Source organism: Streptomyces sp. NPDC088810, from assembly GCF_044750305.1.
Taxonomy (GTDB): Bacteria; Actinomycetota; Actinomycetes; order Streptomycetales; family Streptomycetaceae; genus Streptomyces.
The window spans coordinates 1-22,254 of sequence record NZ_JBIVJQ010000003.1 but is presented as its reverse complement, the minus strand read 5'-3'; the positions used below and the strand labels follow the sequence as shown (position 1 = coordinate 22,254).

The following is a 22,254-nucleotide window of genomic DNA, read 5'->3' as shown; positions in this document are numbered from 1 at the left end:
GGCGCGGCCATCGGGAGGGCCGAATGTTTCGTTCGCGGCGCCGCACTCGGACGGCTCGACGGGACCCGGCGGGAAGGATCGGGTCCTCCGGCTGGTCGAATCGCCGGCGCGGGAGTGGGATGGAAGGGAGCGAGACCATGCCCGGAACGGTGGAGTCATGTCCGGTAACGACGCCTCGGCGGTCGCGCGAGTGGTGGTCGGTGTGAGCGGCTCCCTGAACAGCGTCACGGCCCTGCGCCGGGCCACCGCGCTGGCCCGGCGGCTGGGAGCCGAGCTGTGGCCGGTGCTGGCCTGGGAGCCACCGGGCGGTGACCCCGCCGCACGCCGCGCCCCCGCCGCCGGCCCGCTGCTCGAGGAATGGCAGCGCCTGGCCAAGCAGCGGCTGGCCTCGGTCCTCTACGAGATCTTCGGCGCGGAGAGTCCCGGCGTACCGATGCACGCCGTCGTCGTCCGCGGCGCCCCGGGCCCGGCCCTGGTGGCGACCGCCGACCGCGAGACCGACGTACTGGTCGTCGGCTCGGGCCGACGCGGCCTGCAACGCCCCTTCGCGGCCCGCGTCTCCCGCCACTGCGTGTCCCATGCCCGCTGCCCGGTCCTGGCGGTCCCGCCGTCCCCCCTGGAATCCGAGCTGCTCTCCGTCCACCGCCGCAACACCTGGCATCTACGGCTCGACACACGGGGGTTGTGAACCTAGCGGCGCAAGGCCACAGCCGCCCCGCCACAGGCGCGCCCGGCCCCCGGCGGTCTACCGTCGTTCTCATGGAGCACCGCGACGGCATCCACCCCCGGCCGGCCGGCGCGCACCCGTCCGGCGCCGAGGCCGTCGGGTACGACCGGAGCTGGGCCGGGGAGGTGCGCAGTGCCGGCCGGTGTGCCGGGGCGCTGTTCGCGCTGTTGCTGTGTGTGGACCGGGCGGGCGGCTCGCTGACCTGGGGACGCGCCGCCTTGTGGCTCCTGCTGGCCCTGCTGCTGCTCCTCGTCCTGTTCCCGGTGCGCGTATCGGCCGGCCCGGGCTGGCTGGCAAGCCGCCGGCTGCTGCGCACCCGCCGCGTCCGCACCGATCTGCTGGCGGCCGTGAGCCCGCTGGACGGCGTCACCCGGCGCCTGGTGCTGCACGACACTCTCGGCAACCGGGTCGAGATCGACCCCGAGGTCCTCGTCCGAAACCCGGAGCTGTGGTACCGGTTCGACGAGGGCGCCCGCGCCTCGGAGGCGGCCGGCACCCTGCTGTGCGGCACGGCCGCCCTGCACCGCCTGGCCCGCCGCGTGGACCGCGAGACGGCCCGGGACGTGTTCCGGGCGTCCGGCCTGGAGTGACGCTCGGTGGCCGCCGCCCGGCCGGCTCCCTTTGGGGGTCACCCGCCCGCCCCCACCCCGGTCAGACCCGCCCCGGCCTCCCCTTCTTGATGCGGTAGCCCCTCTCGCAGGCCATTCTTAACGCAAGCTTGACGGCCGCCCGAGCCCTGATCCATAGGCCCAGGCGTCACGCTCTGCTTACGCTGGTGCCGCCGTCCGCGTGATGGCCGAGAACAGCTGAGCCGCACATCAGGAGCACGCCGATGGCCACGACCGAGCGCCCTCCCAGTACCAGCCGCCTGCGCGCCTGGATGCTGGAGGGACTGTCCGACATGGGCAAGGACGGTGGCCACCCGGGACCACACGCCGAGCCGGAGGCCCCGCACCAGGGACAGCGCTGGTGGCGGGTGATGTGCCTGACCGGTGTCGACTACTTCTCCACCCTCGGCTACCAGCCCGGCATCGCGGCCCTGGCGGCCGGCCTGCTCTCCCCGGTGGCGACCATCGTGCTCGTCGTCGTCACCCTGGCCGGCGCCCTGCCGGTCTACCGCCGGGTGGCCGAGGAGAGCCCGCACGGCGAGGGCTCGATCGCGATGCTGGAACGCCTGTTGTCGTTCTGGCAGGGCAAGCTCTTCGTCCTCACCCTGCTGGGCTTCGCGGCGACCGACTTCCTGATCACCATCACGCTCTCCGCCGCCGACGCCTCCACCCACCTGGTGGAGAACCCGCATCTGACGGAAGCCCTGGACGGCAAGCAGATGCTGATCACGCTGTTCCTCGTGGCGCTGCTCGGCGCGGTCTTCCTCAAGGGCTTCCTGGAGGCCATCGGGGTCGCGGTCGCCCTCGTGGGCGTGTACCTCGCCCTCAACGTCGTCGTCGTGATCACCGGCCTGTGGCACGTCATCACCGCCGGGCACGTGATCACCGACTGGAGCACCGCGCTGACCGCGCAGCACGGGAACGTCTTCTTGATGATCGGCGTGGCGCTCATCGTCTTCCCGAAGCTCGCCCTGGGCCTGTCCGGCTTCGAGACCGGTGTCGCCGTCATGCCGCACGTGCAGGGCGACCCGGGCGACACCGAACAGCGGCCCGCGGGCCGGATCCGGGACACCAAGAAGCTCCTGACCACCGCCGCGCTCATCATGAGCTGCTTCCTGATCGCCACCAGCTTCATCACCACGCTGCTGATCCCGGAGAAGGAGTTCCGGACGGGCGGCCAGGCCAACGGCCGCGCGCTCGCCTACCTCGCGCACGAGTACCTGGGCAACGCCTTCGGCACGGTGTACGACGTCTCGACCATCGCCATCCTGTGGTTCGCCGGCGCCTCCGCCATGGCCGGCCTGCTCAACCTGATGCCGCGCTACCTGCCCCGCTACGGCATGGCCCCCCACTGGGCCCGGGCGGTGCGCCCGATGGTCATCGTCTTCACACTGATCGCCTTCCTGGTGACCTGGATCTTCGACGCCGACGTGGACAAGCAGGGCGGCGCCTACGCCACCGGTGTGCTGGTGCTGATCAGCTCGGCCGCGATCGCGGTGACCATCGCCGCGCACAAGGCGGGGCAGCGCGGCTGGACCATCGTGTTCGCGGTGATCTCGGCGGTGTTCCTCTACACCACCGTCGTGAACGTCATCGAGCGCCCGGACGGTGTGAAGATCGGTGCCTGCTTCATCGCGGGCATCATGCTGGTCTCGCTGCTGTCCCGGCTGGCCCGTGCCTTCGAGCTGCGGGTGACCAGTGTGTCGCTCGACCCCATGGCGGAACGATTCGTCCGGGACATGGCCAGCCGCAGGCTTCGGTTCATCGCCAACGAGCCGGACCGGCGCGACAACGCCGAGTACCGCGACAAGGTAGAGCAGATCCGCACCGACAACGACATGCCCGACCAGGAGGACTTCATCTTCCTCGAGGTCACGGTCACCGACCCGTCCGAGTTCGAGGCGAGCCTGACCGTCCGCGGCGAGGTGCTGCACGGCCGCTACCGGGTGCTGACGCTGGAGTCCGCCTCCATCCCGAACGCCCTGGCCGCCCTGCTGCTGCACGTCCGTGACCTCACGGGCTGCACCCCCCACATCTACTTCGAGTGGACCGAGGGCAATCCGTTCGCGAACTTCCTCCGCTTCTTCCTCTTCGGCCAGGGCGAGGTCGCACCGGTCACCCGTGAGGTGCTCCGCGAGGCGGAACCCGACCCGGCCCTCCGGCCCCGGGTCCACACGGGCTGACCCCACGTCCACGAATCCCCGCGCCTGGCCCTATCGTGACCGGCATGCAGTCCTACACGATCGGCCAGGCCGCGCGGCTGCTCGGCGTCAGCCCGGACACCGCCCGCCGCTGGGCCGACGCCGGCCGGGTGGCCACCCACCGCGACGAGTCCGGGCGGCGGCTCGTCGACGGCAGGGACCTCGCCGCGTTCTCCGTCGAACTGGCCAAGGGGGGCGGTGCCGAGGAGGACGCCTCGCACACCTCCGTCCGCAACGCCTTCCCCGGCATCGTCACCGCGATCAAGCTCGGCGACGTCGCCGCCCAGGTGGAGATCCAGGCCGGCCCGCACCGGCTCGTCTCGCTGCTGACCCGGGAAGCCGTGGAGGAACTGGGCCTGGAGGTCGGCATGGAGGCCACCGCCCGCGTGAAGTCCACGAACGTACACATCGACCGCGCCTGACCCGGGCCCCACGGACACGGCCTGCGCCCGGACCCTCGGAGCGTCACACAACGCACATGCAAGCTACAAGTCGCAGGTGCGCAGCTCATGCGATACGACAAGGGACTTATGCCTCGCAGATGCGGCAGTATCATCGCCGCAGGGCGTGACGTGTGTGTGACACAACCCGAGGAGTAGCTCCGTGATGATTCGTTCCGTGCGCCGGACCCGGCGGACGTGGCAGCTGGCCGGTGCGGGAGCCGCCGCCCTGATGGCCCTCGGCGCCTGCTCCTCCTCGTCGGACTCCCCCGGCACCTCCGGCACGTCGGCTTCCTCGAAGCTCTCCGGCACGGTCACCGTGTTCGCGGCGGCCTCCCTGAAGGAGAGCTTCACGACCCTCGGCAAGAAGTTCGAGCAGGACCACCCGGGCACGGAGGTCAGCTTCAACTTCGGCGGCAGCGACAGCCTCGCCGCGAGCATCACCGGCGGTGCCCCGGCCGACGTGTTCGCCGCGGCCAGCCCGAAGACCATGGCGCTCGTCACGGACAAGAAGGACACGGCCGGCACCCCGGCCGCCTTCGCCCGCAACCAGCTGGAGATCGCCACCGTGCCGGGCAACCCGCACAAGGTGTCCTCCCTGAAGGACCTCACCGAGTCCGGTCTCAAGGTCGTCCTGTGCGACAGGACCGTGCCCTGCGGCGCCGCCGCCCGGAAGGCCCTGGACGCCGCCAAGCTGAAGCTCACCCCGGTCTCCTACGAGCAGGACGTCAAGGGCGCCCTGACCAAGGTGGAGCTGAAGGAGGCCGACGCTGCGGTGGTCTACAAGACCGATGTGAAGGCCGCGGGTGACAAGGTGGAGGGCGTGGAGTTCCCCGAGTCCGCCCACGCGGTCAACGACTACCCGATCGCCCTGCTGAAGAACGCGCCGAACGCCGAGACCGCCAAGGCGTTCATCGCCCTCGTGCGGTCCGCCGAGGGTCAGCGGGTGCTGAGCGAGGCCGGGTTCCTCAAGCCGTGACCTCGCTCGACGAACCCGGCGCCGCGACCGCCCCCCGTACGGGCCGGCCGCGGCGCCGCCGTGGCGGCGCGGGGGGCCGACGCGGGGTGCCGTTGCCACTGCTGCTGCCGGGCGTGCTGGCCCTGGCGTTCCTGCTGCTGCCGCTGCTCGCGCTGCTGGTCCGCGCGCCCTGGCGCAGCCTGCCGGACCAGCTGACCAGCACCGAGGTGTGGCAGGCGCTCCAGCTGTCCCTGGTCAGCGCCACCGCGGCGACGGCCGTGAGCCTCGTACTGGGCGTGCCGCTCGCCTGGCTGCTGGCCCGTACGGAGTTCCCCGGGCGTGGGCTCGTACGGGCCCTGGTGACCCTGCCCCTCGTCCTGCCCCCGGTCGTCGGCGGTGTGGCCCTGCTGCTGGCCCTCGGCCGCAACGGCGTGATCGGCCGGTGGCTGGACTCCTGGTTCGGAATCACCCTGCCGTTCACCACCACCGGGGTCGTGATCGCGGAGGCGTTCGTCGCGATGCCGTTCCTGGTCATCAGCGTCGAGGGCACCCTGCGCGCGGCCGACCCGCGCTACGAGGAGGCGGCGACCACCCTCGGCGCGTCCCGCTTCACCGCGTTCCGCCGGGTCACGCTGCCGCTGATCGCACCGGGCATCGCGGCCGGCGCGGTGCTGGCCTGGGCCCGGGCGCTCGGCGAGTTCGGCGCGACGATCACGTTCGCGGGCAACTTCCCCGGCCGCACCCAGACCATGCCCCTCGCCGTCTACCTCGCCCTCCAGAACGACCCCGAGGCCGCCATCTCCCTCAGCCTGGTCCTCCTGGCCGTCTCGATCACGGTCCTGGCAGGCCTCAGGGACCGGTGGGTGACACCCTCATGACGAACCACGCCGAACCCACACACGAGGCAGCCGCACCCGCCGACGCCGCTCAGCCCCCACCCGGGCCACCCGCACCCGGCGACGCCCGCGAACCCACCGGCCTGCACGCCCACCTCGTGGTGGACCGCCCCGGCTTCCGCCTGGACGTCACCCTCACCGCCGCCCCCGGCGACGTACTCGCCCTGCTCGGTCCCAACGGCGCCGGCAAGACCACCGCCCTGCGCGCCCTCGCCGGCCTCACCCCCCTCACGGACGGCCACCTCCGCCTGGACGGCACCCCGCTGGAGGACACACCTCCGGAGTCGCGCCCGGTCGGCGTGGTCTTCCAGGACTACCTGCTCTTCCCGCACCTGTCCGCCCTGGACAACGTCGCGTTCGGCCCCCGCTGCCGGGGCACGAGCAAGGCCGAGGCCCGTGCCCAGGCGGCGGCCTGGCTGGAGCGCATGGGCCTCACACCGCACGCGGCCGCCAAGCCGCGCCGCCTCTCCGGCGGCCAGGCCCAGCGCGTGGCCCTCGCCCGCGCCCTGGCCACCCAGCCCCGGCTGCTCCTCCTGGACGAGCCGCTCGCGGCCCTGGACGCCCGTACCCGCCTGGAGGTCCGCGCCCAGCTCCGCCGCCACCTGGCCGAGTTCGAGGCCGTCTCCGTACTGGTCACCCACGACCCGCTGGACGCCATGGTGCTGGCGGACCGGCTGGTGGTCGTGGAGCACGGCCGGGTCGTCCAGGAGGGCACCCCCGCCGACATCGCCCGCCACCCGCGCACGGACTACATCGCCCAGCTCGTCGGTCTCAACCTGTACCGCGGACAGGCCGCGGGGCACACCGTACGGCTGGACGCCGGTCCCGCGATCACGACCACGGAGGAGCTGTCCGGCCCGGTCTTCGTGGCGTTCCCGCCGTCCGCCGTGACCCTGTTCCGGGACCGCCCCTCCGGCGCCAGCGCCCGCAACCTGTGGCGCTGCGAGGTGGCCGGACTGGAGACGCACGGCGACCAGATCCGCGCCGACCTCAGCGGGGAACTCCCCCTCGCCGCCGACCTCACGACGCTCGCCGCCGCCGACCTCGACCTGCACCCCGGCACATCCGTCTGGGCGACGGTCAAAGCGGCGCAGACACACGCATACCCGGCCTGACCGGGCGGGCGCTCTACCGTGAGTGCCCATGACCCTCAGCATCCGCAACCAGCTCCCCGGCACGGTCACCGCGATCCAGCCGGGCGAGGCCATGGCCACCGTCAAGCTACGCCTGGACGGTGGGCAGGACATCACCGCGGCCATCACCAAGGAGTCCGCCGAGGACCTCGCCCTCGCTCCCGGCTCGCCCGTACGGGCCCTGGTGAAGTCGACCGAGGTCTCCCTCGCCACCCACCGCGTCGAGGGTCTGTCGATCCGCAACCAGCTCCCCGGGGCGGTCATCGGCCTCACCACCGGCGCCGCGATGGCCTCCGTGAGGATCTCCGTCCCCGGCGGCGAACTGACCGCTGCCATCACCAAGGACGCCGCCACCGACCTCGGCCTGTTCGTGGGCTCCGACGTGGTCGCTCTCATCAAGGCGACCGAGGTGTCCCTGGCGACGGCCTGACACGGCGAGGGCCCCGCCCGGAAACCGGACGGGGCCCCGAGAGCCGCCGCTCGCTCAGTCCTCGTACGCGTCCAGCGGCGGGCAGGAGCACACCAGGTTGCGGTCGCCGAAGGCCTGGTCGATCCGGCGCACCGGCGGCCAGTACTTGTCGGCGGCCGAGACACCGGCCGGGAAGACGGCCTCGTCGCGGCTGTAGGCGTGCGTCCACTCACCGCCGAGCGCGGCGGCGGTGTGCGGGGCGTTCCGCAGCGGGTTGTCCTCGGCGGGCCACTGGCCGGAGCCGACCTTCTCGATCTCCGCGCGGATGGCGATCATCGCATCGCAGAAACGGTCCAGCTCGGTGATGTCCTCCGACTCGGTCGGCTCGATCATCAGCGTGCCGGCCACCGGGAACGACATGGTCGGCGCGTGGAAGCCGTAGTCGATCAGGCGCTTGGCCACGTCGTCCACGGTCACGCCGGTCGCCTTCGTCAGCGGGCGCAGGTCGATGATGCACTCGTGCGCGACCAGGTTGCCGGGGCCGGTGTAGAGGACCGGGTAGTGCGGCTCCAGGCGCTTGGCGATGTAGTTGGCGGAGAGCACGGCCACCTGAGTGGCCCGCTTCAGGCCCTCGCCGCCCATCAGGCGGACGTACGCCCACGAGATCGGCAGGATGCCCGCGCTGCCCCACGGAGCCGCCGAGATGGGGCCCACGCCGGTCTCCGGGCCGGCCTCCGGCTGGAGCGGGTGGTTCGGCAGGTACGGCGCCAGGTGAGAGCGGACCGCGACCGGGCCGACGCCCGGACCGCCGCCGCCGTGCGGGATGCAGAACGTCTTGTGCAGGTTCAGGTGGGAGACGTCACCGCCGAAGTGGCCCGGCTTGGCGAGGCCCACCAGGGCGTTGAGGTTGGCGCCGTCGACGTACACCTGGCCGCCGGCCTCGTGCACCTGGGCGCAGATGTCGGCGACGTGCTCCTCGAACACACCGTGCGTCGACGGGTAGGTGATCATCAGCACCGCCAGCTCGTCGCGGTACTGCTCGATCTTGGCGCGCAGGTCCTCGACGTCGATCTCGCCGTCCTCGGCGGTCTTCACGACGACGACCTTCATGCCCGCCATCACGGCGCTGGCCGCGTTGGTGCCGTGCGCGGAGGACGGGATGAGGCAGACCGTGCGCCGCTCGTCGCCGTTGGCCCGGTGGTAGCCGCGTACGGCGAGCAGACCGGCCAGCTCGCCCTGCGAACCGGCGTTCGGCTGGAGCGAGACCTTGTCGTAGCCGGTGACCTCGGCGAGACGTCCCTCCAGCTCGCGGATGAGCGTGAGGTAGCCCTGCGCCTGCTCGGCTGGCGCGAACGGGTGCAGCTGCCCGAACTCGGGCCAGGTGACCGGCTCCATCTCCGTGGTCGCGTTGAGCTTCATGGTGCACGAGCCCAGCGGGATCATGCCGCGGTCGAGCGCGTAGTCGCGGTCGGCCAGCTTGCGCAGGTAGCGCAGCATGGCGGTCTCGGAGCGGTACTGGTGGAAGACCGGGTGGGTCAGGTAGGCGTCGGTGCGCAGCATCGCCTCGGGCAGGGTGTCCTCGGCACCCGCGTCGAGCGCCTCGATGTCGCCCTCCACGCCGAAGGCGGCGAAGACGGCGGCCAGCTGGGCCCGGTTGGTGGTCTCGTCGCAGGCCGCCGAGACGTGGTCGGCGTCGACGAGCCGCAGGTTGACCCCGTTCTCCCGCGCGGCGGCGACGACCTCGGCGGCCTTGCCGGGCACCCGCGCGGTGACGGTGTCGAAGTAGGCGCCGTGGACGATCTCCACGCCGCCGGCCTTCAGACCCTCGGCGAGGATCGTTGCGTACCGGTGCGTCCGCCGGGCGATGGTCCTGAGCCCGTCCGGCCCGTGGTAGACGGCGTACATGCCGGCCATCACGGCGAGCAGCACCTGTGCGGTGCAGATGTTGCTGGTGGCCTTCTCGCGGCGGATGTGCTGCTCACGGGTCTGCAGCGCGAGCCGGTAGGCCTTGTTCCCGTCGGCGTCCACGGAGACGCCCACCAGGCGCCCGGGCAGGCTGCGGGCGAACTTCTCGTGTACGGCCATGTAGCCGGCGTGCGGACCGCCGAAGCCCATCGGCACACCGAAGCGCTGGGTGGTGCCGACCGCGATGTCCGCGCCCAGCTCGCCCGGCGAGGTGAGCAGGGTCAGCGCCAGCAGGTCGGCGGCGACGGTGACGAGGGCACCCAGCTCGTGCGCCTGGTCGATGACGGGCTTGATGTCGCGTACGGCACCGGAGGCGCCCGGGTACTGGATCAGCACGCCGTTGATCTCGCGCTCGGCGATGTCCGCGGGGATGCCGTCGCCGAGGTCGGCGACGACCACCTCGACGCCGGTCGGCTCGGCACGGGTCTCGATCACGGCGATGGTCTGCGGCAGCGCGTCCGCGTCGACCAGGAACAGGCCCTTCTTGTTCTTGCCCATCCGCCGGGACAGCGCCATGGCCTCGGCCGCGGCCGTGCCCTCGTCCAGGAGGGAGGCGCCGGAGGTGGGCAGCCCGGTGAGCTCGGCGACCACGGTCTGGAAGTTCAGCAGGGCCTCGAGCCGCCCCTGGGAGATCTCCGGCTGGTACGGCGTGTAGGCCGTGTACCAGGCCGGGTTCTCCATGACGTTGCGCAGGATGACGGGCGGGGTGAACGTGCCGTAGTACCCGAGCCCGATCATGGAGCCCAGCACCTGGTTGCGGTCGGCGAGCGAGCGCAGTTCGGCGAGCACCTCGGCCTCGGTGCGTGCGCCCGGGAGGTCCAGGGCATCGGCGTTCTTGATCACGTCCGGGACGGCGGCGGCGGTCAGCTCGTCGAGCGAGCCGTATCCGACCTGCGCGAGCATCTTGGCCCGCGCCTCCTGGTCGGGTCCGATGTGGCGCTGCTCGAACGGAATGCCCGCTTCGAGCTCGGAGAGCGGAATGCGATGGGCGGTCATTGCGGAGGCCTCCTGGTCTGACGCGACCTTCGAGGGGCACCCCGGTACGGATACCCCGACGGCCTCCCCCTCTGTCATCTCAACCTGAGAGCTTCACCGGCCACCCGAAGGGCGCCGGCTTTCACCGTCGGTGAGGGCGGGAGCCGTGGACACCCGCCCTGCTTTCCAGAGTGACCTCGTCCGTGCGGTACGTGAGCCTGAGAGATTCCGGGGAGGAGTTGCTCCTTCGGCGCCTCCGAGGTGGTCGGAGGACTCTCCCGCACGGGGTCAGCAGCCGCTGTCAGCCTACCAGCGAGGTCAACGCCGGAGCCTTCGAGTGGCCGCCTCCCTGAATGTGCTCTTTTGTAGTGCTTACGGATGAGTTGCGACCACGTGGAGGGAGAGGGACCGTGCAGACCGACATCGATCCGCGCAACCTGATCGGCCGCAAGGCGTTCGACCGCAATGGCACCAAGATCGGCACCATTGACGAGGTGTACCTGGACGACGCCACCGGAGTGCCCGAGTGGGCGGCCATACGCACCGGCCTGTTCTCCCGGGACGCCTTCGTGCCCCTGGCGCCCAGCGAACTCGTCGACGGCACCCTGCACGTCCCCTTCGACCGCGCCCTGATCAAGGACGCCCCCGACTTCGGCGTGGGCCGCCACCTCTCCCCCGAACAGGAACTCCAGCTCTACCACCACTACGGCCTCGACGTGGTCCCACCCCCCACGGTCCCGGACCACACTTTCGGCAAACTAGCCGGAACAGAAGAACCCTGACCTCCCCGACACCAGCCTCCCTCGCCCCACGCCCGACCCGGGACGGGGCACGCGACCGGCCCCGGCCCGGGGCCCGGCCCATGTCCGCCCTCTGCTCCGACGTCCACGACTCGGCCCAGGCCCGCGCTTGACCGCATCTGCGGCTCCCCGCACCCCCGGGCCCCCGCCCGGCATGTCCGCCCGCCGCCCCGACACCCACGGCAGGGACTACCCCCGCACCTCACCGCATCCGCAGCTGCCCGCACCCCCAGCCCCAGTCCGCTGCGCGACTGACCCCGCCCGAGGCCTGGCGCATGTCCGCCCTCCGACCCACACCCGCGCCAGGGCCTGCATCCGAGACCTCCCCGACTCGGCCCACGCCCGCGCTTGACCGCATCTGCGGCTCCCCGCACCCCCGGGCCCCCGGCATGTCAGTCCTCTGCCCCACGCCCACCCCCGGCCAACGTCTACGGGATCCTGCTCCCCGCCTGGCCCACGTGGGGGTCCCGGCCGGGTGCACCGGCATGGCTTACGCCTGTGATCCTGCCTACGTCTCGGGCCCGGCCCACCTCTGAGGCGGTGTGGGTACCCGGGCCGGCCCCGTCGGGCCTGGCCTACTTTCTCGACTTGCCCGACCTCCACTACCCGCCCCTCAAGCTTGGCCCACGTGCACGGCCGCGCTCAGGCCCGAGCCACCGCCCCCTGCGCACCCGGGCCCGTGTCCGAGCCCCGATCTGCCTCCACATCCTGACCCACGTTCCCGGCTCGACACCCGCCTGGTCCGTCGGGCGGAGTCCCGGGAGGGTCAGTGAGGGAGGTGGGTGGATGGGGGAGGTCCGGGACCAACGGCAACGGGTCGGCCGACTCCAGCGCGGGATCGTCGACAAGAAACGTCCGCACACGCCCCGGCTCGGACTGCGGCGTCTCGAACCGCACCGTCACCCGCCCCAGCCCACTCCCCTGCACCCACCCGGGCCCGTACTCCGCATGCCGTACGTCCTGCCCGGCACGCCAGTGCCGTTCCACCGGCTCCGGCCGTTCCACAACGCCCTCGGCCATGGCCTCCTCCGGCGCCTCCGCCACCGCCCGCGTGGGCATCGCCTGCGCGAACAGGTCCTCCTGCGTGTAGTCGGCGAGCCCGGACACCCCCACCCCGAGCAACCGCACCCCACCCGTGGTGTCCACGGAGTCCAGCAGCCGCGCAGCCGCCTCCCGGATGACGGCGGGGTCGTCCGTGGGCCCCCTGAGCGTCTCGGAGCGGGTCAGCGTGGAGAAGTCGTACCGCCGTACCTTCAGCACGATCGTCCGCCCCGACAGCCCCGCCTCGCGCAGCCTCCGCACACACCGGTCGGCCAGCCGCTGCACCTCGAGACCCACCCGCAGCCGGTCGTGGATGTCCACGTCGTACGTGTCCTCCACCGACACCGACTTCGCCTCCCGTTCGGCCACCACGGGCCGCTCGTCCCGGGCCAGTGCCATCGCGTACAGCGCGTGACCGTGCGCCTTGCCGAGCAGCCGCACCAGTTCGTCCTCACCGGCCTCGGCCAGCTCCTGCACCGTGCTGATCCCGGCCCGGCGCAGATGGTCCCCGGTGGCCGGCCCCACCCCCGGCAGGGTCCGCACCGGCATCGGCCCCAGCAGCGCCCGCTCGGTGCCCGGCTCGATCAGCACCAGGCCGTCCGGCTTGGCCTGCTCGGACGCGATCTTCGCCAGCATTTTCGAGGCGGCGAGCCCCACCGAACCGGTGAGCCCGGTGACCGCCCGGATGTCCGTGCGCAGCTTCTCCCCGGTCCGCCGCGCCGACTCCTCGTCCCAGGCCGCTCCCCCGGCCTCCAGATCCACGAACGCCTCGTCCAGGCTCAGCGGCTCCACCAGCGGCGACAGCTCCCGAAGCAGGGCCATCACCTGCTCGCTGATCGCCCGGTACAGACCGAAGCGCGGCACCAGATACGCGGCGTTGGGTGCCAGCCGGCGCGCCTGGGCCATGGGCATCGCGGAGTGGACCCCGAACACGCGTGCCTCGTACGACGCGGTGGCCACCACCCCGCGCGGTCCGAGCCCGCCCACGACGACCGCCTTCCCGCGCAGGCTCGGCTTGGACGCCTGCTCCACCGAGGCGAAGAAGGCATCCATGTCGAGATGCAGGATCGTGGGCGCGTTTCTCACATCTCCGATGCTGCACCACGCCACTGACAATGCGGTGGTGCCGGAGCGCCCCTGCGGGGACCGGTGGTCAGACCGCCCGGTTGCGGCGCCGCGCCAGCTCGTCCGCGGGGTTGTGCCCGACGAGCGTCTCGCCGGTGTCGATGCGCTCGCCGTGCAGCTGGGAGAGGGCGCTTTCCACGTCGCGCCACACCACGCCGACGGCGATCCCGAAGATGCCCTGACCGCCCTGGAGCAGGGCGTGGACCTCGTCCGGCGAGGTGCACTCGTACACGGTCGCGCCGTCGCTCATCAGGGTCATCCGCTCCAGGTCACGGAAACCGCGTTCCCTGAGGTGCTGGACGGCCGTACGGATGTTCTGCAGCGACACCCCGGTGTCCAGGAACCGCTTCACGATCTTCAGGACGACGACGTCCCGGAAGCTGTACAGCCGCTGGGTGCCCGACCCGTAGGCGGGCCGCACGCTCGGCTCGACCAGACCGGTGCGAGCCCAGTAGTCGAGCTGCCGGTAGGTGATGCCGGCCGCCGCGCAGGCCGTGGGCCCGCGGTAGCCGATCTCCTCGGACGTCATGGCCGCCACCCCTCCACCGTTCGGCACCGCCGTCGGCAGCTGCGGAGCGTGATCCACCGCGCTGCCCGGATGGGGGTGTGCCCCGCCTGAGCGCAGTCGCGGGCTCGGGGGCGGGTACGGACCGCTCTCCCCGAAACTGCGTCCGGGGGCACCCCCAGCCGTACCGTCGCCGCTCGTTCTCACGCCGACCTCCGTCCTTGACCTGCCTTCTCGACGGTAGGCAGTCACCAGGGGTGCGTCAACGATCGCCACACTCGGCACGCCGAGTGATAATCACCCTAGGAGTGGTTTCCCGTGTCCCACCGCGGGGAAAGGCTAGCCGAATGCGCTCGCGGCGGGCCGTAGGACGCTCTCACTGGCCGGAGGCAAATGCCGAGGCGACGGCCGCGCGGACCTGCCGGCCGGCCCGGTGGAACCCCGGGTCCGGCGGACCGCGCCCCGCCGGCTCACTGGCTGCTGGTGCCGAAGTCCTCGGGCGAGATCTGGTCGAGGAACTCGCGGAACTTCTCGACCTCGTCCTCCTGCTCGTCCGGAATGGCGATACCCGCGTCGTCCAGCACCGTGTCACTGCCGTAGATCGGCGTTCCGGTGCGCAGGGCAAGCGCTATGGCATCGGAGGGGCGGGCGCTGACCTCGACCCCGCTGGCGAACACCAGCTCCGCGTAGAAGACGCCTTCCCGCAGATCGGTGATGCGCACTTCGGTCAGCTCCTGGCCGACGGCCTCCAGCACGTCCTTGAACAGGTCGTGGGTCAGCGGTCGCGCGGGGGCCATGCCCTGTTGGGCGAAGGCGATCGCCGTCGCCTCCCCCGGCCCGATCCAGATGGGGAGGTAACGGTCGCCCCCCACTTCGCGCAGGAGCACGATCGGCTGGTTGGAGGGCATTTCGACCCGGACACCTACGACATCGAGCTCGTTCACACAGCAACCCTAGGCCGTGCCCGGGACGTTTGGGTAGTCGGGCCGGGAACAGGTGCCCGATCCGGCCGCCCCGCAGGCCCGCCGTCTCAGGGCAGCCGCACTCCCAGAGCGGTCTGCACCAGCGCCGCGTGCAGCTTCACGGTGAGGGCCGCCAGCTCCTTCGTGCGGGCTTCTGCGTGGGCCCTGGTCTGCGGGTTGCGGTGGCGCTTGAGCGGGGCGACCACCTGGTCGACCAGCCCCGCCTCCCGGTCCGCGGCGGCCTTCATCACCCGGAGGTGGCGAGGCTCGATCCCGAACCCGCCCAGCTCGGCGATGAGCGAGGCCACGGTCACGGCCTCGGCGTCGTACGCCCCGTCCTCCAGGGGAGCGAGCAGCCCGTAGGACTCCCACTCCTTCAGCTCGTCCTCGCCGATGTCCGCCGCGGCCAGCAGCTCGGACCTGCCGATCCTGGCCACCGTGCGCCCCTCGGCCTGCGCCGGCACGTCGTCCGGGGTGCGCTGGCGGCCCACCACGGGCAGCGGGACGGCCTCACCCCGCTCCATGGCCTCCAGGTGCTCCCGGATCACCTTGAGCGGCAGATAGTGGTCCCGCTGCATCCGCAGGACGTGACCGAGGCGCTCGACGTCCGCAGGGCTGAACTTGCGGTACCCCGACGGGGTCCGCTGCGGCTCGATGAGCCCCTCCGACTCCAGGAAGCGGATCTTGGAGATGGTGACTTCGGGGAACTCGTCGCGCAGCACGTTCAGCACCGTGCCGATGCTCATCAGCCCACTGTCCCTGGCGGCGGTACCGCTTCCGGCACCGCCGCTCGGTGTTTGAAGCATGGACCTTCCCTGGGGGTTCCCCCGGACACCGGTCCGGGGGTGGGTCAGATGCCCTGCCGGCTCGCGTAGAACACCAGCCGGTACTTGCCGATCTGCACCTCGTCACCGTTCGACAGAGCGACCTGGTCGATGCGCTCGCGGTTGACGTACGTGCCGTTCAGGCTGCCCACGTCGGCCACCGTGAAGGAGCCGTCGGGGGAACGCCGGAACTCCACGTGCCGCCGGGAGACCGTCACGTCGTCCAGGAAGATGTCGCTCTGCGGATGGCGGCCGGCCGTGGTCAGGTCGCTGTCCAGCAGGAAGCGGCTGCCGGAGTTCGGACCGCGGCGCACCACCAGCAGCGCCGAGCCCAGCGGCAGCGCGTCCACCGCGGCCTGCGCCTCCGGGGAGAGCATCGGCAGCGGCGTCTGGCCGGTCGCCTCGGAGTCGTACGCCTCCAGACCGGAGATCGAGATGGTGGACGTCGTCTCGGAAGCCCGCTCGGGCGCCACCCCGGGGCGCAGCGGCGCCCCGCAGTTGGAGCAGAACCGGGCGTTCTCCGCATTCCGGTTACCGCACCTCGTACACACCAGGACCGACATCGACGGATCCTCCTGCCGCGGCTGCCCCGCCGGGGCGTTGGACGCGTACGGGCCGGAGGCAAACCCTCCACCCGTACCTGAGGTTGACGGTTGCCCGAAACCTATGCCGCCGGACTGGGCAGGGTCAACAGACGCCGCGCCCTGACCACCGGAAATGTCACCGCCCGGACCAGCGACCTGGTCTCGGAACAGCGGGCGCTGGCCCTCCGCGTCAGGCTGTGCGCGATGACGAGCGGTCGCGTTGTCGCGGCCCTCTCGCGCGCTCTTGCCGAACAACTTCGCAAACAACTTCACGGGCGATTCCCCTTGACCGAAACAGACCCGCCCGTGGGGCAGGACGAACCCTGATTGCCTACACCGGCCGAGCCGGACATTCTCACAACGTCCGTATCCACCAGACAGTTTCCACCACGCACCACCCCTTCGGTGCGCCGACCCCCCGCAACCTCATGCCCCTGCGCGACGACCCCCATGCACCACCGGTTCACTGGGAGGACGACCGAGCGTAGTCAGGCCGCTTCGCCTGTCGCAAGGCGTCCACGACGATCTTGTCCGACCGCTCGACGGTCACCGTGGCCTGCTCCTTCTCCAGAGTCTGCACCACGCCTCCCGGGATGTTCAGCGCCGGCTCGAGGTCCTGCGGCTTGCCGATGACCTTGAAACGATAGGGGGCGTCGATCTGGTTCCCGCCGACGCTCACGCTCTTGCCGGAGTCGGTGACGTAGGTGCCGGCCACCACACGGACCCCGTTGACCTGGATCGCCTCCGCGCCGGCCGCGCGCAACTCCTGGATCGCGTCGAGCAGCATGTCCGCCTGGACCGTCCCCTTCGTGTCCTCGATCGTCATCGTGATGCCGGGACCCTGCGCCGCCACGGTCCCCGCCAGGATGCCGAGTTGCCTCTCCTTCTCGGCGGTCTGCCGGCGGGCCTCGGCGGCCTGGTCGGAACTGGACTGCAGCTCCTGACGCTGCTTCTCGAGTCCCTGCTTCTCGTCCTCAAGACGCTGAGTACGGGAATCCAGTTCATCGAGGATGCGAACAAGATCTTCTTGACGCGCGCCGCGCAACGCGCTGTCGGTGTCGCTGTTGGACGCCACCTGGACGGCCAGGCCGAAGCCGAGACCGAACAGCAGCAGCGCGACGATGAGTTGGGCCCGCGTGAAACGAGGCGGCCACAGGCCCTTGACGAGCCGCTGCCTGCCCGTCACATGCTGCTGGGGCTGCTCCTGGCCCTGCTGCCCGGCCTCGGGCGCGGGCACGGGCACCTCGGCCGGCAGCTCCCTGCGCAGCGGGTTCACCGGCTGCTCGTTCCGGTCGTTCTGCTCGCTCATCGTCGTCACGCCCGGAACACGTGACGCCGGATCGCCGCGGCGTTGGAGAAGATCCGGATGCCCAGGACCACCACGACCCCCGTGGACAGCTGCGCGCCCACGCCCAACTTGTCGCCGAGGAACACGATGAGGGCGGCAACGACCACGTTCGACAGGAACGACACCACGAAGACCTTGTCGTCGAAGATGCCGTCCAGCATGGCCCGCAGACCGCCGAAGACGGCGTCCAGCGCCGCGACGACGGCGATCGGCAGATACGGCTCGACGACCGCCGGAACCTCGGGCCGGACCAACAGGCCGGCCACGACTCCCACGACGAGGCCCAGTACGGCGATCACGATGTGCCCTTCCCGGTTTTCTCGGACTTCGGCTGTGCTGTACGTACGATCACACTGGGGGCGGCGGGCAACCGGACGTCGCCTTCCGTGGAGATGGTGGCGCGGATGCCGTAGTTCTCCTCCAGGGCATGCAGATACAGGCCGTCGGCGCTGTTCTGGAACCTGGTGCTCAACCTCTCTCCGTCCCCCACCGCCAGCACCGTGTACGGCGGCACCAGCGGCCTGTTGTCGACCAGTATCGCGTCACCCGCGGCCCTGATCGCGGACAGGGCGGTCAGCCGCTGCCCGTTGATGGAGATCGCCTCGGCCCCGGAGGCCCACAAGCCGTTGACCACGCGCTGCATGTCGCGATCCCGCACCCGGCCGGTGTCGGAGAAACCCGAGGTCTCGCGGGGGTTGGTGCCGTCCCCGCCGCCGGCGGCCTCCTTGGCGTCGTTCACGACGAGCTTGACGCCGGGGCCGTGCACCGCGCTGGCCCCCGACAGCACGCCCACCAGGTCCGCCTCGGCGCTGCCGCCGCTCGACCTCAGGGCCGCCCGCTGGCGCGCACTGACGTCGTCGCGCAGCGTGTCCACGGTGCTCTCGAGCTTGTCCGCGTCCGCGGTCTCGGCGTCGATGCGGTCGATCAGCTCCTGGCGCTCCTTGGCCACGACGGGCGCCGTCACCCGGGCCTGTGCCGCCCCCACGGTCACGACCAGCGCCGCGAGGACGAGACCTGCGGCCAGGCCCAGCTTGGCCCGGAGCGTCTTCGGCAGGCCGCCCTCGCCCTGGGACTTCTTGCGGGCTGCGGCCTCGGCGTAGCCGTCGTCGAGGCTGTGGTCCATGACGTTGGTGATCAACGACATGGAGGCGTCCGGGCGCCGCGACCTCGTGGGGCTGCTCCGAACGGGGGGTTGCTGCGGCATGCCGCACATCGTCGCATGTCGCGCGCAGTACCTCCGAACGGCCCCACCGGCGTGCCGGACAGGCCCCCTTGGGGACACTTGTCCGGCACGCGCGCGTGCAGCGGCTTTTGCCGCTCTCAGCCGCCGGGAGCTACCGGCCGGCGCTGTCCACGACCGCCGACCATTCGTCCAGCAGGGCCTGCGCGGAAGCGTCGTCGGGCCCCTCGGCCCACAGATGGGTCACCGCCTCGGCAGGGTCCGGCAGCACCATCACCCAGCGGCCGTCGGTCTCCACGACCCGCACACCGTCGGTCGTGTCGACGGAGCGGTCCCCTGCGGCCTCGACCACCCGGCGCATCACCAGACCCTTGACGGCCCACGGCGTCGCCAGGTCCCGCTTGAGGACGTGCGCCCGCGGGATCCGGGCGTCGATCTGGCTGAGCGTGAGCTGCGTCCGCGCCACCAGCCCGATGAGCCGTACGAAGGCCGCTGTGCCGTCGTAGACGCTGCTGAACTCGGGGACGATGAAGCCGCCCTTGCCGTCACCGCCGAAGATGGTGCCTTCCTCGCGTCCCACGCGCGTGAGGTCGTCGGGCGAGGTGGTGGTCCACTCGACCTGCGTGCCGTGGTAGGCGGCCACCTGCTCGGCGATCCGGGTCGTGGTGACCGGAAGCGCCACCCGCCCGCTGCGCCGCTCGGCGGCCACCAGGTCGAGCATCACCAGCAGCGCACGGTCGTCCTCGATGATCCGGCCCTTCTCGTCCACGAGCGACAGCCGCTCGCCGACGGGGTCGAACCGCACACCGAACGCGGCACGAGAGGACGCCACGATCTCACCGAGCCGCACCAGCCCCTTCCGGCGCATCTCCTCGGTCTCCGTGGGCCGGGACTCGTCAAGACCGGGGTTGATGGTCAGCGAGTCCACACCGAGCTTGCCGAGCAGGCTGGGCAGCACGAGCCCGGCACTGCCGTTCGAGGCGTCCACGACGACCTTGAGACCCGATTCCGCTATCCCGGTCGTGTCGACGTTCCGCAGCAGCGATCCGGTGTACGAGTCGAAGACGCTGGCCGGGAAGTGCAGGTCACCGATCTCGCCGGGGAACGCCCGCCGGTACTCCTGGCGCGCGAACACCCGGTCCAGCTTGCGCTGGCTGCCCTGCGAGAGGTCCGCGCCCTGCCCGTCGAAGAACATGATGTCGACCGAGTCCGGCACACCCGGCGAGGTCCGGATCATGATGCCGCCGGCACTGCCTCGCGCGGTCTGCTGCCGGGCCACGGGCAGCGGCACGTTCTCGAGGTCGCGTACGTCGATGGCGCTGGCCTGGAGCGCGGAGATCACCGCCCGCTTGAGCGCCCGGGCACCCCGGGAGTGGTCCCGGGCCGTGGTGACCGTGGAGCCCTTCTTCAGTGTCGTGGCGTAGGCGCCGGCGAGCCGCACCGCCAGCTCCGGCGTGATCTCCACGTTCAGGATGCCGGTGACACCGCGGGCGCCGAACAGATGGGCCTGTCCGCGGGACTCCCAGATGACCGAGGTGTTGACGAAGGCGCCGGCCTCGATGGTCTTGAACGGGTACACGCGGACGTTGCCCTGAACGATCGATTCCTCACCGATCAGGCACTCGTCGCCGATGACCGCGCCGTCCTCGATCCGGGCGGCGCGCATGATGTCGGTGTTCTTGCCGACGACGCAGCCGCGCAGATTGCTGTGCTGTCCGACGTACACGTTGTCGTGCACGACGGCCTTGTGCAGGAAGGCGCCGCTCTTGACGACCACGTTGGATCCGACGACGGTGTGCTCGCGGATCTCCGCGCCGGCCTCGACCTTCGCGTAGTCGCCGATGTACAGCGGCCCGCGCAGTACCGCGTCGGGATGCACCTCGGCGCCCTCAGCGACCCACACGCCCGGGGAGATCTCGAAGCCGTCGATGTCGACGTTGACCTTGCCTTCGAGGACGTCCGCCTGGGCCTTCACGTAGCTCTCGTGCGTGCCGACGTCCTCCCAGTAACCCTCGGCGACATAGCCGTAGATCGGCTTGCCTTCCTTCATCAGCTGCGGGAAGACATCGCCGGACCAGTCGACGGGCACATCGGCTTCGACGTAGTCGAAGACCTCGGGCTCCATGACGTAGATGCCCGTGTTGACCGTGTCGGAGAAGACCTGCCCCCAGGTCGGCTTCTCCAGGAAGCGCTCGACCTTGCCTTCCTCGTCGACGATGGTGATGCCGAACTCCAGGGGATTGGGCACGCGGGTCAGACAGACCGTGACCAGCGCACCCTTCTCCTTGTGGAAATTGATCAGCTCGGTGAGGTCGAAGTCGGTCAGCGCATCGCCGGAGATCACAAGGAAGGCATCGTCCTTCAACGCCTCCTCGGCGTTCTTGACGCTTCCGGCGGTACCGAGTGGCTTCTCCTCGTTGGCGTACGTGAGCTCCATGCCGAGCTCTTCGCCGTCACCGAAGTAGTTCTTTACGAGGGACGCCAGGAACTGCACGGTGACCACGGTCTCGTTGAGCCCGTGCTTTTTGAGCAGTCGCAGCACGTGCTCCATGATCGGGCGATTCGCCACGGGCAGGAGCGGCTTGGGCATGCTGGAGGTCATTGGGCGAAGGCGCGTGCCTTCGCCGCCGGCCATCACGACGGCCTTCATGTCGGAAGCGTCCTCCTAAAGAGATGACTGTCTAGCCGACTTCACCCGTCCAAAGTGTCCCGCATTTCACGGCGGCGGGCCATCGGACGACTTTGTCCAGACAAGAGACGGGCTCAATCGGCCACGGTGTCCGCGCGCACCAGACGGCGGACTTGTACCACGTAGAGCACTCCTGCCCACCAATAGAGGGTTGTACCCCATCCGGCGAAAGCCCACCCGAAAACTGCGCCGAGTGACGCGATCCATCCGTTTCCGTCGCTGAGGAGCAGGAGCGGGAAGGCGTACATGAGGTTGAAGGTGGCGGCCTTCCCGACGAAGTTCACCTGCGGCGGCGGATAGCCGTGCCGGCGGAGGATGCCCACCATGACCAGGAGGACCAGCTCCCGGGCCAGCAGCAGGGCGGTCAGCCAGAGCGGGAGGATCTCCCGCCAGGTCAGCCCGAGCAGCGTGGACAGGACGTAGAGCCGGTCGGCCGCGGGGTCGAGCAGTCGGCCAAGGCTGCTGATCTGGTTCCAGCGCCGGGCGAGCTTGCCGTCCAGGTAGTCGCTGACCCCACTGAACGCGAGCACGAGGAGGGCCCAGCCATCACTCTTGGGGCCGCCGAACTCCGGCCTGAGGATCAACCACAGGAAGAGGGGTACGCCGACGAGCCGCGCCATGCTGAGGATGTTGGGGATGGTGAGGACCCGGTCTGTCTGGACACGGGTCTCCTGGACCTCCACCCGGGGGCCTCCTGTGCGAAACGAGCCGACGATGCCCCCTGACCTTACCTCAACGCAAAAAAGCTCCGGCTCTTGGGCAGTGCCCAAGAGCCGAGCTGTAAAAGGAGTTCGGCGGCGTCCTACTCTCCCACAGGGTCCCCCCTGCAGTACCATCGGCGCTGTGAGGCTTAGCTTCCGGGTTCGGAATGTAACCGGGCGTTT

20 protein-coding genes, 1 rRNA gene and 1 riboswitch are annotated in these 22,254 nt (G+C 70.9%); of the genes, 9 read left to right on the top strand and 12 right to left on the bottom strand.

What is annotated here, in order from left to right; genetic code table 11:
- The first annotated feature begins 157 nt into the window (after positions 1 to 157).
- The 8 genes from ACIP4Y_RS10895 (at position 158) to ACIP4Y_RS10860 (ending at position 7,393) form a co-directional block, all read left to right on the top strand.
- A complete protein-coding gene (locus ACIP4Y_RS10895) occupies positions 158 to 688 on the top strand; it encodes a universal stress protein (RefSeq protein WP_401390738.1) in 531 nt (176 codons plus the stop codon).
- Between the two features lie 71 nt (positions 689 to 759).
- Positions 760 to 1,317: a hypothetical protein gene (locus ACIP4Y_RS10890; RefSeq protein ID WP_401390736.1), complete on the top strand. Its 558-nt coding sequence runs from the start codon at positions 760 to 762 to the stop codon at positions 1,315 to 1,317.
- A gap of 242 nt (positions 1,318 to 1,559) precedes the next feature.
- Positions 1,560 to 3,518, top strand: a complete 1,959-nt coding sequence (locus tag ACIP4Y_RS10885; protein ID WP_401390733.1) for an amino acid transporter — start codon at positions 1,560 to 1,562, stop codon at positions 3,516 to 3,518.
- A gap of 44 nt (positions 3,519 to 3,562) precedes the next feature.
- The gene (locus ACIP4Y_RS10880; RefSeq protein ID WP_401390730.1) at positions 3,563 to 3,958 is read left to right on the top strand and encodes a molybdopterin-binding protein; all 396 of its coding nucleotides are present in this window, start codon (positions 3,563 to 3,565) and stop codon (positions 3,956 to 3,958) included.
- Positions 3,959 to 4,142: 184 nt separating this feature from the next.
- Complete coding sequence (gene modA, locus ACIP4Y_RS10875; protein ID WP_401392473.1) at positions 4,143 to 4,955, top strand: molybdate ABC transporter substrate-binding protein; 813 nt, start codon at positions 4,143 to 4,145, stop codon at positions 4,953 to 4,955.
- Positions 4,952 to 5,812 (top strand): molybdate ABC transporter permease subunit, encoded by an 861-nt coding sequence (modB, locus tag ACIP4Y_RS10870; RefSeq protein WP_401390727.1) that lies wholly within the window; start codon positions 4,952 to 4,954, stop codon positions 5,810 to 5,812. The genes modA and modB overlap by 4 nt, the downstream gene beginning before the upstream one ends.
- Complete coding sequence (locus ACIP4Y_RS10865; protein WP_401390724.1) at positions 5,809 to 6,945, top strand: ABC transporter ATP-binding protein; 1,137 nt, start codon at positions 5,809 to 5,811, stop codon at positions 6,943 to 6,945. The genes modB and ACIP4Y_RS10865 overlap by 4 nt, the downstream gene beginning before the upstream one ends.
- Before the next feature lie 28 nt (positions 6,946 to 6,973).
- Positions 6,974 to 7,393, top strand: a complete 420-nt coding sequence (locus ACIP4Y_RS10860; protein ID WP_358646349.1) for a TOBE domain-containing protein — start codon at positions 6,974 to 6,976, stop codon at positions 7,391 to 7,393.
- A gap of 54 nt (positions 7,394 to 7,447) precedes the next feature.
- On the opposite strand, the gene gcvP is transcribed toward ACIP4Y_RS10860, so the two are convergent.
- The gene (gene gcvP, locus ACIP4Y_RS10855; protein WP_401390721.1) at positions 7,448 to 10,333 is read right to left on the bottom strand and encodes an aminomethyl-transferring glycine dehydrogenase; all 2,886 of its coding nucleotides are present in this window, start codon (positions 10,331 to 10,333) and stop codon (positions 7,448 to 7,450) included.
- Between the two features lie 175 nt (positions 10,334 to 10,508).
- Positions 10,509 to 10,603: riboswitch (glycine riboswitch) on the bottom strand.
- 119 nt (positions 10,604 to 10,722) lie between these two features.
- Here gcvP and ACIP4Y_RS10850 point away from each other — a divergent pair.
- The gene (locus tag ACIP4Y_RS10850; protein ID WP_401390718.1) at positions 10,723 to 11,094 is read left to right on the top strand and encodes a PRC-barrel domain-containing protein; all 372 of its coding nucleotides are present in this window, start codon (positions 10,723 to 10,725) and stop codon (positions 11,092 to 11,094) included.
- A 660-nt stretch (positions 11,095 to 11,754) separates the two neighbouring features.
- Here the strand turns inward: ACIP4Y_RS10850 and ACIP4Y_RS10845 are convergent.
- The 11 genes from ACIP4Y_RS10845 to rrf form a co-directional block, all read right to left on the bottom strand.
- Entirely contained in the window at positions 11,755 to 13,239 is a 1,485-nt protein-coding gene (locus ACIP4Y_RS10845; RefSeq protein WP_401390715.1) for a DNA polymerase IV, read from the bottom strand.
- Positions 13,240 to 13,306: 67 nt separating this feature from the next.
- Positions 13,307 to 13,990: a MerR family transcriptional regulator gene (locus ACIP4Y_RS10840; RefSeq protein WP_358646357.1), complete on the bottom strand. Its 684-nt coding sequence runs from the start codon at positions 13,988 to 13,990 to the stop codon at positions 13,307 to 13,309.
- 263 nt (positions 13,991 to 14,253) lie between these two features.
- The gene (locus ACIP4Y_RS10835) at positions 14,254 to 14,727 is read right to left on the bottom strand and encodes a bifunctional nuclease family protein (RefSeq protein ID WP_026253112.1); all 474 of its coding nucleotides are present in this window, start codon (positions 14,725 to 14,727) and stop codon (positions 14,254 to 14,256) included.
- An 86-nt stretch (positions 14,728 to 14,813) separates the two neighbouring features.
- Positions 14,814 to 15,551: a MerR family transcriptional regulator gene (locus ACIP4Y_RS10830; protein WP_401390711.1), complete on the bottom strand. Its 738-nt coding sequence runs from the start codon at positions 15,549 to 15,551 to the stop codon at positions 14,814 to 14,816.
- 44 nt (positions 15,552 to 15,595) lie between these two features.
- Positions 15,596 to 16,426: an FHA domain-containing protein gene (locus ACIP4Y_RS10825; RefSeq protein WP_358646361.1), complete on the bottom strand. Its 831-nt coding sequence runs from the start codon at positions 16,424 to 16,426 to the stop codon at positions 15,596 to 15,598.
- 190 nt (positions 16,427 to 16,616) lie between these two features.
- The gene (locus ACIP4Y_RS10820; protein WP_401390707.1) at positions 16,617 to 17,462 is read right to left on the bottom strand and encodes a DUF881 domain-containing protein; all 846 of its coding nucleotides are present in this window, start codon (positions 17,460 to 17,462) and stop codon (positions 16,617 to 16,619) included.
- A gap of 5 nt (positions 17,463 to 17,467) precedes the next feature.
- Entirely contained in the window at positions 17,468 to 17,800 is a 333-nt protein-coding gene (locus ACIP4Y_RS10815; RefSeq protein ID WP_003988855.1) for a small basic family protein, read from the bottom strand.
- Positions 17,797 to 18,645 (bottom strand): DUF881 domain-containing protein, encoded by an 849-nt coding sequence (locus ACIP4Y_RS10810; RefSeq protein ID WP_358646365.1) that lies wholly within the window; start codon positions 18,643 to 18,645, stop codon positions 17,797 to 17,799. The genes ACIP4Y_RS10815 and ACIP4Y_RS10810 overlap by 4 nt, the downstream gene beginning before the upstream one ends.
- Before the next feature lie 190 nt (positions 18,646 to 18,835).
- On the bottom strand, positions 18,836 to 21,331 hold the full coding sequence (locus tag ACIP4Y_RS10805) for a sugar phosphate nucleotidyltransferase (protein ID WP_401390705.1): 2,496 nt from the start codon (positions 21,329 to 21,331) through the stop codon (positions 18,836 to 18,838).
- 113 nt (positions 21,332 to 21,444) lie between these two features.
- The gene (locus tag ACIP4Y_RS10800; RefSeq protein WP_401390702.1) at positions 21,445 to 22,053 is read right to left on the bottom strand and encodes a CDP-alcohol phosphatidyltransferase family protein; all 609 of its coding nucleotides are present in this window, start codon (positions 22,051 to 22,053) and stop codon (positions 21,445 to 21,447) included.
- 106 nt (positions 22,054 to 22,159) lie between these two features.
- A 5S ribosomal RNA gene (rrf, locus tag ACIP4Y_RS10795) occupies positions 22,160 to 22,254 on the bottom strand; the annotation flags it as partial.

Excerpts from the sequence above, each read along its gene's own strand:
- ACIP4Y_RS10860 (WP_358646349.1), top strand. The coding sequence starts at position 6,974 with ATGACCCTCAGCATCCGCAACCAGCTCCCCGGCACGGTCACCGCGATC.
- ACIP4Y_RS10830 (WP_401390711.1), bottom strand. The coding sequence starts at position 15,551 with ATGCTTCAAACACCGAGCGGCGGTGCCGGAAGCGGTACCGCCGCCAGG.
- ACIP4Y_RS10885 (WP_401390733.1), top strand. The coding sequence starts at position 1,560 with ATGGCCACGACCGAGCGCCCTCCCAGTACCAGCCGCCTGCGCGCCTGG.
- ACIP4Y_RS10880 (WP_401390730.1), top strand. The coding sequence starts at position 3,563 with ATGCAGTCCTACACGATCGGCCAGGCCGCGCGGCTGCTCGGCGTCAGC.
- ACIP4Y_RS10820 (WP_401390707.1), bottom strand. The coding sequence starts at position 17,462 with ATGAGCGAGCAGAACGACCGGAACGAGCAGCCGGTGAACCCGCTGCGC.
- ACIP4Y_RS10805 (WP_401390705.1), bottom strand. The coding sequence starts at position 21,331 with ATGAAGGCCGTCGTGATGGCCGGCGGCGAAGGCACGCGCCTTCGCCCA.
- ACIP4Y_RS10810 (WP_358646365.1), bottom strand. The coding sequence starts at position 18,645 with ATGTCGTTGATCACCAACGTCATGGACCACAGCCTCGACGACGGCTAC.
- gcvP (WP_401390721.1), bottom strand. The coding sequence starts at position 10,333 with ATGACCGCCCATCGCATTCCGCTCTCCGAGCTCGAAGCGGGCATTCCG.
- ACIP4Y_RS10895 (WP_401390738.1), top strand. The coding sequence starts at position 158 with ATGTCCGGTAACGACGCCTCGGCGGTCGCGCGAGTGGTGGTCGGTGTG.
- ACIP4Y_RS10890 (WP_401390736.1), top strand. The coding sequence starts at position 760 with ATGGAGCACCGCGACGGCATCCACCCCCGGCCGGCCGGCGCGCACCCG.
- modA (WP_401392473.1), top strand. The coding sequence starts at position 4,143 with ATGATTCGTTCCGTGCGCCGGACCCGGCGGACGTGGCAGCTGGCCGGT.
- ACIP4Y_RS10865 (WP_401390724.1), top strand. The coding sequence starts at position 5,809 with ATGACGAACCACGCCGAACCCACACACGAGGCAGCCGCACCCGCCGAC.